This window comes from Caballeronia sp. KNU42 (genome assembly GCF_053760385.1).
This window is the reverse complement of record NZ_CM132390.1, coordinates 1,860,723-1,876,525: the sequence shown is the minus strand read 5'-3', so window position 1 is coordinate 1,876,525 and position 15,803 is coordinate 1,860,723. Positions and strand designations below refer to the sequence as shown.

General features: G+C 60.6%; 14 protein-coding genes. 2 read left to right on the top strand and 12 right to left on the bottom strand.

What is annotated here, in order from left to right:
• Positions 1–3: 3 nt before the first annotated feature.
• The 8 genes from ACSOSP_RS39680 to oxlT all read right to left on the bottom strand — a co-directional run bounded on the left by ACSOSP_RS39680 (position 4) and on the right by oxlT (position 8,657).
• Positions 4–723, bottom strand: coding sequence for a hypothetical protein (locus ACSOSP_RS39680; protein WP_455314470.1), 720 nt, complete (start codon positions 721–723; stop codon positions 4–6).
• 13 nt (positions 724–736) lie between these two features.
• Positions 737–1,513 (bottom strand): fumarylacetoacetate hydrolase family protein, encoded by a 777-nt coding sequence (locus tag ACSOSP_RS39675; protein ID WP_455314468.1) that lies wholly within the window; start codon positions 1,511–1,513, stop codon positions 737–739.
• A gap of 101 nt (positions 1,514–1,614) precedes the next feature.
• Positions 1,615–2,862: a formyl-CoA transferase gene (frc, locus tag ACSOSP_RS39670; RefSeq protein WP_455314467.1), complete on the bottom strand. Its 1,248-nt coding sequence runs from the start codon at positions 2,860–2,862 to the stop codon at positions 1,615–1,617.
• A gap of 1,223 nt (positions 2,863–4,085) precedes the next feature.
• Positions 4,086–4,772: a GntR family transcriptional regulator gene (locus tag ACSOSP_RS39665; RefSeq protein WP_455315385.1), complete on the bottom strand. Its 687-nt coding sequence runs from the start codon at positions 4,770–4,772 to the stop codon at positions 4,086–4,088.
• 58 nt (positions 4,773–4,830) lie between these two features.
• Positions 4,831–5,052, bottom strand: a complete 222-nt coding sequence (locus tag ACSOSP_RS39660) for a hypothetical protein (protein ID WP_455314466.1) — start codon at positions 5,050–5,052, stop codon at positions 4,831–4,833.
• Positions 5,053–5,166: 114 nt separating this feature from the next.
• On the bottom strand, positions 5,167–6,195 hold the full coding sequence (locus ACSOSP_RS39655) for a 2-dehydropantoate 2-reductase (protein WP_455314465.1): 1,029 nt from the start codon (positions 6,193–6,195) through the stop codon (positions 5,167–5,169).
• A 135-nt stretch (positions 6,196–6,330) separates the two neighbouring features.
• Positions 6,331–7,308 carry a LysR family transcriptional regulator gene (locus ACSOSP_RS39650; RefSeq protein ID WP_455314464.1) on the bottom strand — a complete coding sequence of 326 codons (978 nt, stop codon included), beginning with the start codon at positions 7,306–7,308 and terminating at the stop codon, positions 6,331–6,333.
• Positions 7,305–8,657: an oxalate/formate MFS antiporter gene (oxlT, locus tag ACSOSP_RS39645; RefSeq protein ID WP_455314463.1), complete on the bottom strand. Its 1,353-nt coding sequence runs from the start codon at positions 8,655–8,657 to the stop codon at positions 7,305–7,307. The genes ACSOSP_RS39650 and oxlT overlap by 4 nt, the downstream gene beginning before the upstream one ends.
• Before the next feature lie 387 nt (positions 8,658–9,044).
• On the opposite strand from oxlT, the gene ACSOSP_RS39640 reads away from it, so the two are divergent.
• Positions 9,045–9,965, top strand: coding sequence for a LysR family transcriptional regulator (locus tag ACSOSP_RS39640; RefSeq protein WP_455315384.1), 921 nt, complete (start codon positions 9,045–9,047; stop codon positions 9,963–9,965).
• 132 nt (positions 9,966–10,097) lie between these two features.
• Entirely contained in the window at positions 10,098–10,448 is a 351-nt protein-coding gene (locus ACSOSP_RS39635; RefSeq protein WP_455314462.1) for a hypothetical protein, read from the top strand.
• A gap of 102 nt (positions 10,449–10,550) precedes the next feature.
• On the opposite strand, the gene ACSOSP_RS39630 is transcribed toward ACSOSP_RS39635, so the two are convergent.
• The 4 genes from ACSOSP_RS39630 to oxc all read right to left on the bottom strand — a co-directional run bounded on the left by ACSOSP_RS39630 (position 10,551) and on the right by oxc (position 15,715).
• Complete coding sequence (locus ACSOSP_RS39630; protein WP_455314461.1) at positions 10,551–12,002, bottom strand: aldehyde dehydrogenase family protein; 1,452 nt, start codon at positions 12,000–12,002, stop codon at positions 10,551–10,553.
• Positions 12,003–12,054: 52 nt separating this feature from the next.
• On the bottom strand, positions 12,055–12,498 hold the full coding sequence (locus ACSOSP_RS39625; protein WP_455314460.1) for a PAS domain S-box protein: 444 nt from the start codon (positions 12,496–12,498) through the stop codon (positions 12,055–12,057).
• A 100-nt stretch (positions 12,499–12,598) separates the two neighbouring features.
• Positions 12,599–13,849: a formyl-CoA transferase gene (gene frc / locus ACSOSP_RS39620; RefSeq protein ID WP_455314459.1), complete on the bottom strand. Its 1,251-nt coding sequence runs from the start codon at positions 13,847–13,849 to the stop codon at positions 12,599–12,601.
• A gap of 111 nt (positions 13,850–13,960) precedes the next feature.
• On the bottom strand, positions 13,961–15,715 hold the full coding sequence (gene oxc / locus ACSOSP_RS39615) for an oxalyl-CoA decarboxylase (RefSeq protein ID WP_455314458.1): 1,755 nt from the start codon (positions 15,713–15,715) through the stop codon (positions 13,961–13,963).
• Positions 15,716–15,803 lie beyond the last annotated feature (88 nt).

Genomic DNA, 15,803 nt, shown 5'->3' with positions numbered 1-15,803 from the left:
GCCCTACTTCTCGCTGCGCGCACCCGATGGCATGACGCTCGTACACGTCGCCACGCATCCGAGCACGAGCGCCACCCCGGTCACCACCAGCGCACCGTTTGCCAGTCCGACGCCTGCCGCAACGACCGAACACGCCGCATACCCATTCAACGCCGCGATAAAAACCGGGTACGCGCGATCGGCCATCGCCATGGCAAGGTAAGCGCCGATCAACGCAACCATTGCACCGATGATCACCACCGCCACCGCTCCGCCTTCGAACCCGGCCGTGTACGCAATCACCGAGCACAACGCGGCGCAGGCGAAGTGCATCGTGCTCACCAGTTTTGCATTCGATACCCCGAAGCGCACGCGGCTCAGTACGAACGCCAACGCAATCGCCGCGATGCCGCCGAGCGCCGTCATTTCGAGCGATGCGCCCGGGTCAAAGCCGAGCGCGCGATCTGCCGATGCCGACGCAAGCGCGGCCAACGCCAGCGCACTTTGCAGCGACGCGGGCGTGGTCCTGCCTAACCGTGGCGTCAGCATCGCGAACGCCGCAATGGCCAGAGCCACGAGCGTCGAGTCGAAGCCCGTCGCCATGCCGTAAGCCACGATCACCGCCGCCCCTACGCCGGCTGCATCGCGCAATGCCTGCCGACGCGTGGGCGAGACGGCGCCGGGGGCCTTCAGGCTCTGCATCGACGCCATCACTGCGAACGCACACAACGCACCGTCAAGCATTGATGTCTCCGCATCAGAGCAAGCGATTGACCAGGGTCCCGATACCCTCGATCGAGACGCACACCTCGGCGCCGTCCTTGATCGAGCCGATACCGAGCGACGTCCCGCAGGCGATGACATCGCCGGGTTCGAGCGTCATGTCATGCGAGATCAGGCTGACCTGTTCAGCCGGCGTGAAGATCATGTCGTCGATCGGATAGTTTTGCCGTTCGACGCCGTCGAGCGTGGTAATCACGCGCGCCGCACGCCAGTCGAAACCGGTTGCGATCGTGGGTCCGAGGCAGCCGAATGTATCGAATCCCTTCGCGCGGCACCATTGCGGAAAGTTCGGATCTTCCTGCAGGAGTTCACCGGCCGTGACGTCGTTGACGCACGTGTAGCCGAAGATCGCGGCCTCGGCTTCTTCCACCGATACCGACGAGCAGCGCCGGCCGATCACGATGCCCAGCTCGCCTTCGTAAGCGATCTTGCCGTCGTAGCTGACGGGCCGGCGTATCGGCTCATGCGTGCCGATCACGGACCGTGCGGGCTTGATCAGGAACAGGGGATGTTTGGGCGGCGCCTTGTCGAGTTTCTTCGATAGCGCATAGAAATTGTTCCAGAGCGCGACGATCTTGCCTGGTTGGCAAGGCGCCAGCAGCTTTATTTCCTCGATGCCCAGTTCCTTGCCCGTTGGCACTGTGTGATCAAAGAGAGAACCTTCGTACTGCATCACACGCTTGCCATCTTCTGACAGCGTGCCGAAGCCCACCACGCCATCGGCGCGGGAAAAGCGAATCCAGTTAGCCACGTTGAAAGCCCTGAAGAAGTGGTGCTGCGGTCTTTGAAGAACGGCAGCCGGAACCAGCAGCGATGCGCTCCTGCATGCAGGAGCACAAGCGCGACACGGACCTAGATCGCCCCGAGGCTTCGCAGCGTCGCGACCTGGTCCGGCGAATACCCGAGTTCCGCCATCACTTCATCGGTATGTTCGCCCAGGAGGGGTGAGCGCACGACGTCGGTGGGGCTATCGGAGAGCTTGATCGGGTTGCCTACGGTCAGGTATTTGCCGCGCACCGGATGGTCCACTTCGACGATCGTGCCGGTCTTGCGCAGCGATGGGTCCTCGGCAATTTCCTTCATCGAGAGGATCGGGCCGCACGGAATATCGTGCTGGTTCAGGATCTCCATGGCTTCGAACTTGGTCTTGGTCATGGTCCACTGTTCGATCTCGGCGAAGATGCCCTTGAGGTGCGGAAGCCGTGCGGCCGGCGTGCGGAAGTCGGGATGATCGATCCATTCTTCCTTGCCGATCACCTTGCAGATCTCGCCCCAGACCGGCGCTTGCGTGATGAAGTAGATGTACGCGTTCGGATCGGTTTCCCAGCCCTTGCACTTCAAGATCCAGCCCGGCTGCCCGCCGCCCGATGCGTTGCCGGCACGTGGCACAGCCTCGCCGAACGTGCCGTTCGGGTACTGCGGGTATTCCTTCATCGTGCCGGTGCGTTCGAGCCGTTGCTGGTCGCGCAGCTTCACGCGGCAGAGGTTGAGCACGCCGTCCTGCATGGCAGCGAGCACCTTCTGGCCGCGGCCGGTGGCGTTGCGTTGATAGAGCGCGGTGACAATGCCGAGCGCGAGATGCAGGCCCGTGCCTGAGTCGCCGATTTGCGCGCCACTGACGACCGGCGGGCCGTCATCGAAACCTGTGGTCGATGCCGCGCCGCCTGCGCACTGGGCGACGTTCTCGTAGACCTTGCAGTCCTCGTAGGGGCCGGGGCCGAAGCCTTTCACCGATGCCACGATCATCCTCGGATTCAGTTCCTGGATGCGTTCCCACGTGAAGCCCATGCGGTCGAGTGCGCCGGGGGCGAAGTTCTCGACGAGCACGTCGCATTTTTTAACCAGCGACTCGAGGACCTTTTTGCCGTCCGGGTTTTTCGTATCGATGGTGATCGAACGTTTGTTGTGGTTGAGCATGGTGAAGTAGAGACTGTCGGCGTCGGGGATATCGCGCAGCTGTTCGCGCGTGATGTCGCCGGCGCCTGCGCGCTCGACCTTGATGACATCGGCGCCGAACCATGCAAGCAATTGCGTGCAGGTCGGGCCTGATTGAACGTGCGTGAAATCGAGGATACGCACCCCGTCGAGGGCTTTGCTCATGCCTGTCTCCTAACCTTTAGCAGGTTTTATATCGTGGTACTTGTGATGCGCTTCGGTATTGCCCTTCGGGCTGTGCCGGGTTTTGGTAACGCTCTGGACATGATGGGCTGTTTTTCTCCGCTTCTGTAGATGGGGAGGGCCCTCATGGCGCCGGGATAAAGCGCTGTCACTGTGATATACAATATTCCATACACAGTATTAGTCAAGAGATTTTGCGTAGGACGCGGTGGGTTGTGCGGTGCGATGAACCGGAGATGCTGACTGGATGGCGAGTGCTGGAAGATTTTTGCTGCAGTGCAGGGTGGGATGCTGGCGCTATCTGTCGGAGATGCCGGGTTGCCAGGTTCCTGCGTTAGCGGTCGGAGTCAATGCCGGGTTGCTGCTTCCAAGGTTAGTGGTCTGCTTAGGTTGCCTAATTTCTTTATCACTATTAGCCACTGCGCGTGGCGGCGCGTCATTTCTTTGTCCAAAGCGACAAAGAAACGAAGCAAAGAAAGCGCTTTCAAAACGCGGGCTCATAAGTTGACCTAGCGTGCACTTTGTGCGTTTTTGGCACCCCAAAAGCACGGTGCTCGCCAGAACCACCGATGTGTGAAACCCTCCTTCTCGCGAATTCTTACACGCACACGCTTCGCCCCGTACGCTCTCGGGCAAGCACGCTTGCCAAGAAACCCGCACGGCATCACGCGTATTTGGCGCTACGACTCTTCATGGGTTAGCTGCTTGGTTGGCATGATCGGCCCGGTTATTTTTTGACGTTAGGGCCTCATCTATCCGAGCACCTTGTTTCGAGGCGGGTTGGCGACGTGGTTCGGCGTGCGTACAAATTCGGTGGATGGTTTTTCGCGGATAGCGCGGGGTGCCCCTTGGGCAGGTTCAGTCACTGGTGGCGAAGCGTGTGGGTATCGGTGTTCGGAGAAGGAGGGGTTCACACATCCGTCGCTCTGGCGAGCACCGTGCTTTTGGGGTGCCAAAAACATCGAAGCTGCACGCTAGGTCAACTTACGAGCCCTCGTTTTGAAAGCGCTTTCTTTGCTTCGTTTCTTTGTCGCTTTGGACAAAGAAATGACGCGCCGCCACGCGCAGTGGCTAATAGTGATAAAGAAATTAGGCAACCTAAGCAGACCACTAAGCAAAGCAGCAGCAACCCGGCATCGACTCCGACCGCTAACGCCGAAACGACCATCCCGGCACCGACCCACCCCCCAGCGCCAGCGCCCCTCTCAATCCAGAAAATCGCAATTCGCCTCGACAAACGCCGCCAGATCCAGCGAATGCTGCCGCACGAGCCTCTCGACCAACTCAGTATCACGCGCTTCAAGCGCCTCAATAATCCGCATATGGTCTTCAATCGAGCGCGCCGCCCGGTCGCTTTGCGAAATCGTCATCTTCCGGATCGCGCGCACGTGCACGAAGATATTCTTGATCGTATCGAAGATGATCTGCGACTTGCTCAGCTGCACAATCGCCTGATGGAAGGCAATATTCGCTTCCGAATACTCTTCGATATGCTCCGCCGGCGCCTGATTCTGAAAATGGTCGAACATATGCCGTAACGAAGCAATTTCCGCATCCGTCGCACGCTGCGTCGCGAGCCTCGCCGCCATACTTTCCAGCGCGGCCCACATATTGATCATCTCGACAATCTCGTGCTTCGTCTTGCGCACGATATAAATCCCACGACGCGGCACCGTCCGCAGAAACCCTTCCTGCTCGAGCAACGTCATGGCTTCGCGAATCGGTGTGCGACTCACGCCCAGCGCCTCAGTCAAATCCTTCTCGTCCAGCCGGATCTCTTCACGCGACCGATAAATATCCGCCTCGGAAATGGCCTGGCGCAGCCGTGCATACGCCTGGTCCCGCAACGAAACCGTCGCGTTGATCGGCGCCAGCGAAAGCGTCACGCCCATAGGCTTGCTTTCAGTACGCGGCTCAAGAAGACTAGCCGAGGTTGCAGCAACTTCAGTATCAGATGGCATTGATGGTTTGATGTCCCAGGTTCCGCGCGCCCGTCGTCGCCCGTGTACCCGTGCCGCCGCCCTGGTCATCCGCCGTCAATCCGGCGTACCGACCATTGTCCTGCGCGCGCTGCAGCACGTCTTGCGGCAGCGCCGATGCCAGTGCAAACGTCACACCCACACCACCCGCTACCAAGGCAATCCCGATCACGACTAATAAAGCGATGCTCATTTCCGGCTCCTAGTGGTTTACTCCAAGAGCCTTCAGTATATGTTGCGTCGCAATGCGACGCAACATATTTCGTATTTGATATATCAGAAACAACAGCCCTTCCGTGTTCGCAGTTTAAGCGGCTTTTTGCGAACCTGTGAAAGATTCAATCGTTTTGATACCGGGCTTGGCCGTTCCCTGGTTGACGCCGTCACGCAACTTGATCAGTGCGAGGACGGCATCGATCATCGGCGTCTGGACGCCCAGTTTCCGGCCGATTTCCTGCACGACGGTCACGATCGGATCGATCTCCATGGGGCGGCGCGCTTCGCAATCCATCAGCATCGACGTCTTGTGAGCGCCGACCGCGGCCGCGCCGTTGATGCGCTTTTCCACATCGACACGGAAATGAACGCCCAGTTGCTCGGCGATGCCCTGCGCCTCCTCCATCATCCGGCGTGACAGCGCGCGCACGGCAGGGTCGGCGGTCAGGACATCGAGCGTGGCGCCCGTCAGCGCGCTGATGGGGTTGAAACAGAGGTTGCCCCACAGCTTCAGCCAGATCTCGTCGCGGATGTTGTCGCGCATCGGCGCTTCCATGTCGGCGGCGCCCATGATGTCGTGGAACGCCTGCAGCCGCGGCGTCACCAGCCCGCTCGGCTCGCCGATGGGAAATTTCTTGCCATACACATGATGGATCACGCCGGGTTCCGCAATTTCAGCGGCGGGAATCAGAACGCAGCCTATCGCCCGCTCCGGCCCAAGCACCTGCCATTGGCGGCCGCCCGGATCGACGCTTTCCAGCGTGGTGCCGGCCAGCGCGCCGCCGTGCTCATGGAAATACCAGTACGGCAGGCCGTTCACCGCCGTGACCACGGCGGTATCCGGTCCCAGCAGCGGTTGCATCAAGTCCACCACGCCGGGCACCGAATGCGCCTTGAGCGCAATCACCACGTAATCCTGCGGCCCGAGTTCCGCGGGATTGTTCGTGCATCGGACCTTGACGGTGTGCTCCTCACCATCGATCCGCAAACGCACGCCGTTCGCCTGCATGGCAGCCAGATGCGGCCCCCGTGCGACGAAACTGACATCCGCTCCAGCCCGGGCCAGTTGCGCACCCATGTAACCGCCGATCGCGCCGGCACCGTAAATGCAAATTTTCATTGTCGTCTCCTGGACTATTCTCTCTTCTGATATACAACATATTAGATTCAGTATTGGATAACAACGAAGAAAGCGCAAGAAAAAAGCGCGACTCTTTTTTAGGGAGCCGCGCTTCGAATATTCAGTGGATTGGGGTCAGGCGTCAGCGGTTTGCAACGGCTTATGTTCCTCATCATAGGACGAAATGACGTGCGTCCAAATGCGCGCTGCCAGCACCGGCAACGTACGGTTCTTCCGCTTCACGAGCGCGACGGTGCGCATCGCGGGTGGCCATAGCGGCACCGCTTGCACCAGCGTTTGGGCCGAGGCCGCGCCTGCGTGCATCGGTTGGATGCCAAAGCCCAGTCCCGCCGCGACCATGTGCTCGACGCTCGCAGCCTGGGTCAGGCGCTGGAGCCTGACGTTCGACGCACCGTGTTCATCGAGCGCACGTGCGATGACATCGAAACTGCCGGCGCCGTCGTCGAGCAGGAACAGGCTCGCGCCGCTCAGGTCGCGCCATCGCACCGTCGCGTGCGATGCGAGCGCATGCCGCGCGGGAACGATCGCGCAGACATGATCGGAGAACAGCGTTTTCGTCGATAGATCGCTGAGATCGTCAGGATCACTAATATCCAGTGGACCGGTCAGCACGCCCATGTCGGCATCGCCGGCGCGCACGAGTTCGAGCACCCTGCCCTGCGGCGCATCATGCAACGTCAGCGCGATATTGGGGTAGCTCGCCCGGCACGATGAGAGCAGTGCCGGGAGCACTGACGCGACGAGGCTGGAACTGCTGGCTATCGACACCGCGCCGCTTTCGATCGTAGAAACCTGCTGCCCGAAACGCAGCGCTGCTTCGAGTTCGTCGACGAGTAACGCAATGCGCGGAAGCAGCGCACGGCCGGTATCGGTGAGCGCAACCTGGCGCGTCGTGCGATCGAACAACCTCAGTTCAAGCAGGTCTTCGAGCTCCCTGATGCTGCGGCTCGCCGCCGACTGCGTGACGCCGAGCGCATTGCCCGCCTGCGTGAAACTCCGGTGCTGCGCCACGATCACGAACAGGCGCAACTGCTGCAGCGACACGCCAGACGACTTCAATCCCTGAACCGCCTCCGTCTGGCTACGGGTCATTGCGCCGACGGGTTGCGCGGAGCTTCTGTCCAGGCGGTCTGAAACATGGCGGCGTCGAGCCGCCTCGACTCGGCGACCGTGTTATCGATCCAGCGCTTTCTCATCGGCGCGAGCACGAACTTGGCGCACAAGCCGGCGGCGATCGAGACGGTAGCTGTTGCGATAAACACCGCGTCCCATGAGCCGATGGCCGACAGCACCGAGGCGAGCGGTACCAGCATCGACGCGGTGCCCTTCGCCGTGTACAACGTACCCGCGTTGGCGGCGGCGTATTTGCTGCCGAAGGTATCGGCGCAGGTGGCCGGGAATATCGAGAAGATTTCGCCCCAGCACAGGAACGTGATGGCCGCGAAGAACATGAACAGATACGGGTTGTGGCCGAACTCCATGAGGCCGAGCAACGCCAGGCCCTCGCCGATGAAGATAAAGAACATGGTGTTCTCGCGGCCGATCTTGTCGGAAATCCAGCCGCATAGCGGACGCGTGAAACCGTTGCACAGGTTGTCGATCGACAGCGCCATGGTCAGGAGCGGCAAGGTTACGCCGAGCAGGTTGACCGGTATCTTGGCAAAGCCGTATTCCTTCGCGATAGGACCAAGTTGCGCGGTCGCGATCACGCCGCCCGCCGCGACGAACACGAACATCATGTACAGCACCCAGAAGAGTGGCGAGCGCACCATCTGGCCCGTCGTGTAGTCGATCTTCGATGCCACGACTCGCTTGGCAGGGACTGCATGGGCCGGCGGCCTCGGACGGACCAGCAGCATGCCGAGCAACAGGATACAGACGCCCTGGAAGATACCGAAGAACACGAAGGTATGTTCGTACCCTGAGCGCTGGATCATGTTGGAGATGGGGATGACCGTGACCGCAGCACCGGCGCCGAAACCTGCCGCCGTCAAACCGGCAGCCAGGCCGCGCTTGTCCGGGAACCACTTGAGCGCCGTGCCCACGCAGGTGCCGTACACGCAACCCGCGCCCACGCCGGCAATCACCGCCGCAATGTAGAGATGGATCAGGCTGGTCGCGTTTGCGTCGATGATCCAGCCCAGCGCCGCGCAGATCGAGCCGCCGATCACGACTGGCCGCGGACCGAATTTATCGACGAGCCAGCCTTCCAGCGGCACCAGCCAGGTTTCCGTGACGATGAAAATGGTGAACGCGGTTTGAATCGCCGCCTGGCCCCAGTGATGTTTTGCATCCATCGGGACAACGAATAAAGTCCAGGCGTACTGCAGGTTGGCGACCAGCCCCATGCAGATGATGCCGATGGCGAGCTGAGCCCATCGATTATTGTGCCACCCCATTTTGGGCTGACCAGCGGCCGGTGCCGTCGCTGCGTTTGCCATGTCTGTCTCCGTTATTTACAGCGCTCGTACGGCGCGTATTCGAGTACGTAATCGACTGCGGCACACCGTGTGTTGCTAGCGGTGTGAGAGGGGTCTTGGTCGGTCAGGAAACGTGTTCATGGGTGTTCGTGGCGTTGCGGCGCCGGGTACGGCCATGCCCTTCCAGCGGGCCGTAAAAATCAAGAGCGGTGAAAAGAAGAATCATTTTCAAGCGATTCCCAGTGTTCCGATGTTTATTAGGGATGACCCTGCTTCTGCCCTTTCCCCGCGTGCACCTTACGAAACTACCGCACGTTGAAAGCATCCTGCGACAGAAAAACGATTAGGGAAAGTTAGAAAAATTTATTGTATAAATTCAGGATCGTTTATAGGTGGAGGTCCGTTATGATGCGAAATGCGACGCTGAGGCAGCTGAAAATCTTCGAAACCGTCGCACGGCGGCTCAGCTTTTCGCGCGCCGCCGAAGAGCTCTACCTCACCCAGCCGGCCGTTTCCACGCAGGTCAAGCAGTTGGAGGAGCACGCGGGACTGCCGCTTTTCGAGCAGCTCGGCAAGAAGATCTACCTGACATCTGCCGGTCAGGAAATGCTCCACCACAGCCGCGCGATCCTCGAACAGTTCCGCGAAGCCGACGACGCCATGGCCCGGCTCAAGGGTATTTCCGGAGGCACGCTGAACGTGGCCGTGATCAGCGCCGGGGACTATTTCTTTCCGCGCCTGCTCGCCGAATTCACCAAACGCAATCCCGACGTCAAGCTGAGGCTGGCGGTCCACAATCGCGAAGAACTGCTGCACCAGCTCACCGACAACCTCACCGACCTCGCGATCATGGTTCGCCCGCCGAAGGACATGGACACCGAGAACGTGTCGTTTGCCCCGCACCCTTACGTGATCGTGGCGCCCCCGGATCATCCGCTGGTGGGCAAGAAGAACATTGCGCTGGAGTCGCTTGTGGACGAGCCGTTCATCGTCAGGGAGCGCGGTTCCGACACCTGGAATTCGATGGAAGAGGGTTTCGCGGGACGGCTCAAGCCGCTGAACATCGCCATGGAAATCACCAGCACGGAAACCATCAAGCAGGCGGTCATCGCGGGCATGGGGATCAGTTTTCTGTCGGCGCACACGGTCAGCATGGAGTTGCAGATCGGACGGCTGGCCGTGCTCGACATAGCGGGTTTTCCCGTGATGCTCAACTGGTACCTCGTGCATCGTCATAACAAACGGCTTCCTGCAGTGGCGATGGCGTTCAAGCAATTCCTCATCGATGAAGGGGCGGCGCAAATCTCGGCGATCACGCATATCGGGTAAACCATCTATTAGGTATCTTTAATAGTTAGGCAAAAAACAAGTGACTATCGTATATGGATGGTTCTTTCTATCCTGCAGTTAAGCCACGCAGCGACATCTCGCTGTCCTTCATGGCTATTTAAGGAGACGACCATGAACCGTTCACAAGCCACGATCGCCGATGCGCGCGAACTCCAGTCGCAGCTTTGCGCCTACAACAGCGCCTTCGAAGAACTTGACCTGATGTTCCGCTGGGACGTTGAAACACTTCAATCGCTGGCGCACGCACCCAGCGATCAGGCGCGCATTGCGCAGTACATCGAATCGCATTGCCCCCATTTGCTCAAGGCGTACAGCGCGGAGTTCCTGTGCCAGGCCATCGTGGACAGGAAAAACGCGTATTACGAGGCGTGCCGCGCCACGACCATCGCGCGGGCCGACGACACGCGCGGCGCCCGGATGTGGCGTCCGGAATGCGACACTCCGCATGCTCAAGCAGCTTGATGCTTCATTAGCTGAGTTATTCGCGCCTGAAGTCCTGCCTCAGGCACTCAACTTTCAAAGAAGGGCGGGTTGATCAACCCGCCCTTCTTCATTGCACCCGCCTCATTGCGTCAGCGACACCCACACGCTCTTCGGCTCCGTGAAGTTGTCGATAGCCACATCCCCATGCTCGCGGCCAAAGCCCGAATCGCCTGAGCCTCCCCACGGCAGCCGCACGTCGGTATATCCGTATGTATTCACCCAGACCGTGCCCGCCCTGAGCGCTGATGCCATCCTGTGCACCCGGCCAATGTCTGCACTCCACACGCCCGCCGCGAGGCTGTACAGCGTCCCGTTGGCAATGCGCACGGCGTCGGCTTCATCGTCGAAAGGAATCACGCTGACCACCGGGCCGAAGATCTCTTCTTGCGAAATGCGCATCTCGTGCTCGACATTGGCAAACACCGTGGGCTCGACAAAATAGCCGCGCTCGCCCCATCGCCTGCCACCCGATACAACCGACGCCCCTTCCTTCTTCCCTATGTCCACGTAATCGAGCACGGTCTGCATCTGCTTCGCGGAAATGAGCGGTCCCATGGACGTCTCTTTCTGCGAGGGATCCCCCAGCATGATCGACTTCGCACGCTGCGCAAGACGTTCGACGACCTCGTCGTACACCGCTCGCTGGACCAGCACCCGCGAGCCCGCCGAACACACCTGCCCCGCGTTGAAAAAGATCCCCGATGCAGCTGCGCGTGCAGCCTGATCGAGATTGGCATCGGCGAAAATGACGTTGGCGGACTTGCCGCCCAGCTCAAGTGTCACGCGCTTGAAGTTGACCGCCGCGCCCTGCAGGATGCCCCGGCCGACCGATGGCGAGCCGGTGAACGTCACCTTGTCCACGCCCGGGTGCGCGACCAGCGCGTCGCCGACCACCGAGCCCTTGCCGGTCACAATATTCAGTACGCCCGGTGGTACTCCGGCTTCCAGCGCGAGACGGCCGAGCATCAACGCCGACAGCGGCGTCAGTTCCGCGGGCTTGACGACGAGCGTGCAGCCGCAAGCAAGCGCGGGCGCGATCTTCCACATGCCGATCATCAACGGGAAATTCCACGGCACGATAGCCGCGACCACGCCGACGGGTTCGCGCACAGTGTAGGTCAGCGCGTCGGGGCGCGTGGGCACCACTTGTCCATTGATCTTGTCGCACCAGCCCGCGTAATACGCGAGGGTGTCGATGGCAGCCGGTACATCCTGTCGCCGCACGCCGGAGATCGGCTTGCCGGCGTCGAGACTTTCCACCGCGGCAATTTCATCCTGATGCGTGCGCATCAATTCTGCAAAGCGCATCAGGATCCTGCCGCGCTCGGACGCCCTGATCGCGTTCCACGGTTTCAACGCGGCGCGCGCTGCTTGTACGGCACGGTCGACATCGGCCGCGGTTCCCTGGGCAACGCTCGCTATCGGCGTCTCGGTCGATGGATCGATGATGCTGGAATACGCGCCGCCACTCGGCGCCACTGCTTCGCCACCAATCAGCAGCTCGTAACGTTTCACGTCCGCTTGGGCGGTCATTGTTGTCTCCTTTTGCTGTAGTGCAGTCCCGCGCGCCGTCCTTGTGCCTGGATCACGCGCCGGATTTTGCTTCGAGTTCAGCCAGGCGCTTGCGCAGGTTTCGCTCTTCCGTGAAGCGGCTGGTTTCATCGCGTATGACGGCCACGATGCCGGTCACTTTCTTGTCGGACCCCGCTGAATGCAGCAGCGCGACCGTGAATGCGATCGATAAAGACCGGCCGTCCTTGTGCACGGCCGGCACGCGCAGCACATCGTGTCCGTAACGGGTCTCACCGGTCGCCATGGTTTTTTCATAGCCGCTCCAGTGACGCCCTCGCAAGCGCTCGGGAATGATGAGGTCCAGCGAATTGCCCAGCGCTTCTTCAGGCGTGAACCCGAACATGCGCTCGGCAGCAGGGTTCCATAACGTGATCGCGCCACTGGCGTCGGAGATGACAACCGCGTCGCCGATCACGTCGACCAGTTGCTCGAAATCGATAGGGGATTGTGTATGCATGGCGCTATTCATGATTGAAATGGCCTTGGTCTTTTCAGGTAGCGATTCTCGCCACGCCGTGGGTCCGTCAAGGCTATCCACGGCGCTGCGCTTCTTGCGTTTAAACGGCTTGTTGCTGATGTAGGTTGGCAATTTCCGCGCTGCTGTAACCGAGGCTTTCCAGCACTTCGTCCGTATGCTCGCCCAGCAACGGCGACGCCGTAATCTCCGGCTTCATGTCCGAGAACTTGATCGGGCTGCCGACCGTCAGATACGTACCGCGCTCCTTGTGCGGGACTTCGGCAATCGTGCCGCTTTCACGCAACGAAGGATCGTTGGCCAGTTCTTTCATGGTCAACACGGGCGCGCAGGGAATATCGAACTTGCGCAGGATATCCACCGCCTCGAACTTGGTTTTATCGGCGAGCCATTCTTCGATCGTCTTGAAGATGTCGAAGATATGCGGCTGGCGCGCGCTCGCCGTGTTGTAGTTCGCATCGTCGATCCATTCCGGCTTGCCGATCGCGCGGCAAATCGGCGCCCACGCGTGGCCCTGGATCGTGAAGTAGATGTACGAGTTCGGATCGGTTTCCCAGCCCTTGCATTTCAGCACCCAGCCCGGTTGACCGCCGCCGCCGGCATTGCCGCCACGCGGAACGACATCGCTGAATTCGCCATGCGGGTATTGCGGATACTCTTCCAGGTAACCGAGCCGGTCCAGGCGTTGCTGATCGCGCAGCTTCACGCGGCAGAGGTTGAGCACGCTGTCCTGCATGGATACAGCGACCTTCTGTCCCTTGCCCGTCTTGTCGCGTCCGATCAGCGCCGTCAGGATGCCGATAGCGAGGTGCATGCCGGTGTTGCTGTCGCCGAGCGCCGCTGCGCTGATGGTCGGCGGGCCGTCCCAGAAGCCGGTGGTCGATGCCGCCCCACCCGCGCATTGCGCCACGTTTTCGTAGACCTTCAGGTCGTCGTAGTGGTGGCCGTCGCTGAAGCCTTTCACCGACGCCAGGATCATCTTCGGATTCAGTTCCTTGATGGTATGCCACGGAAAACCCATGCGGTCGAGCGCGCCCGGCCCGAAGTTCTCCACCATCACATCGGATTCCTTAATAAGCTTTTCCAGGACCGCCTTGCCTTCCGGCTTCTTGGTGTCGAGCGTGAGGGACTTCTTGTTGCTGTTGAGCATCGTGAAATACAGCGCATCGACGTCCGGGATATCGCGCAACTGCGTGCGGGTGACATCGCCCGAACCCGGGCGCTCAACCTTGATCACATCGGCGCCGAACCACGCGAGCAACTGCGTGCAGGCGGGGCCTGCCTGCACGTGCGTGAAGTCGATAATCTTGATTCCCTCAAGTGGCTTGCTCATGGTTCCTGTCTCCTGACTCACTGGCTAAAGGTGGGTGACTCATGTTCTGGCGAGAGCATCGGCGGTGCGTGTTCGAAGCACCGCCAATGCCCGCGGTAACGTCCAAGCGGATTACTTTTTCATCGCCGTGCTTTGCGGATTCAGATTCGTCAGGCGGCCGCTCTCGGTGCCGGCGGCTTCATCGATCACCGCATTGATGAGCGTCGGCTTGCCGGACGCAATGGCTTCCTGCAGCGCCTCGGTCAGCTCTTCGGGCGTCGTCGCGTGGCGGCCAATGCCACCGAAAGCTTCAATCATCTTGTCGTAACGCGCGTTCTTGACGAACACGGTCGGGGCAACGTCCTTGCCGCCGGTCGGGTTCACATCCGTGCCGCGATACACGCCGTTGTTGTTGAAAACGATGGTGCAAACCGGCAGGTCGTAACGGCAGATGGTTTCCAGTTCCATGCCGCTGAAACCGAACGCGCTGTCGCCTTCAATGGCGACCACCGGCTTGCCGCTCGTCACCGCCGCGCCAATCGCGAAGCCCATGCCGATGCCCATGATTCCCCACGTACCCGAGTCGAAACGCTTACGCGGCTCGTACATGTCGATGATGCTGCGGGCGTAGTCGAGAGTGTTCGCCCCTTCGTTGACCACGTTGATGTCCGGGCGCGTCTTCAACACGTCACGGATCGCGCGCAGCGCGCTGTGGAAATTCATCGGCGACGGATTCTTGGCCAGCGTCGCGGCCATCTTTTCCAGGTTCTTGTTCTTGCGCTCGGAGATTGCACCCGTCCATTCGTTGCTCGGCTTAGGGAAGCCTGCATCGATGCCATCGAGCAACGCCGACACGCACGAGCCGATATCGCCGATCACCGGCGCGGCGATCGCCACGTTGCTGTCGATTTCCGTCGGCGAGATGTCGACCTGGATGAATTGCTTCGGCGCCGCGCCCCACGTCTTGCCCTTGCCATGCGACAACAGCCAGTTCAGGCGCGCGCCGATCAGCAGCACGACGTCGGCTTCCTGCAGCACGAACGAACGCGCGGCGGATGCCGATTGCTCGTGCGTATCGGGCAGCAGGCCCTTGGCCATCGACATCGGCAAATACGGAATGCCGCTCTTTTCCACGAGTTCGCGAATCTGCGCGTCGGCCTGGGCGTAAGCCGCGCCCTTGCCGAGCAGGATCAGCGGACGCTTCGCGCCCTTCAGCACATCGAGCGCGCGCTTGACTGAGTCAGGCGCTGGAAGCTGGCGCGGCGCTGCATCGATCACGCGTACAAGGGATTGCTTGCCCTTCACGGCGTCGATGGTCTGGGACAGCAGTTTCGCCGGCAAGTCCAGGTAGACGCCGCCGGGACGGCCCGACACCGCCGCACGAATCGCGCGCGCAATGCCGATGCCGATGTCTTCCGCGTGCAGCACGCGGTACGCGGCCTTCGCGTACGGCTTGGCGGCGTTGAGCTGATCCATTTCCTCGTAGTCGCCTTGCTGCAGGTCGACGATCTCACGCTCGCTGGATCCGCTGATCAGGATCATGGGAAAGCAGTTGGTCGTCGCGTTGGCGAGCGCCGTCAGGCCGTTCAGGAAGCCCGGCGCCGAAACGGTCATGCAGATGCCCGGCTTTTGCGTCATGTAGCCGGCGATCGCCGCCGCATTGCCCGCGTGCTGTTCATGACGGAAGCCAATGAACCGCATCCCTTCGGCTTGCGCGAGGCGTGCCAAGTCCGTGATCGGAATGCCGACCAACCCGAAGATCGTGTTCAGGTCGTTCAGTTTCAGGGCGTCGATGACCAGATGGAAACCGTCGGTGGTCGCCGGTGTTTCCTGCTTTGCTGTCTCGGCTGCAGTGGCGGTCTGCGGGTGACTCAGTACTTCTGCCATAACGTCTCTCCTCCTTGGCTGGCGTTGTTTGGTTTGTGATATACAATATTCCACACACAGTATTAGTCAAGTGGATTTGTTTGACGAC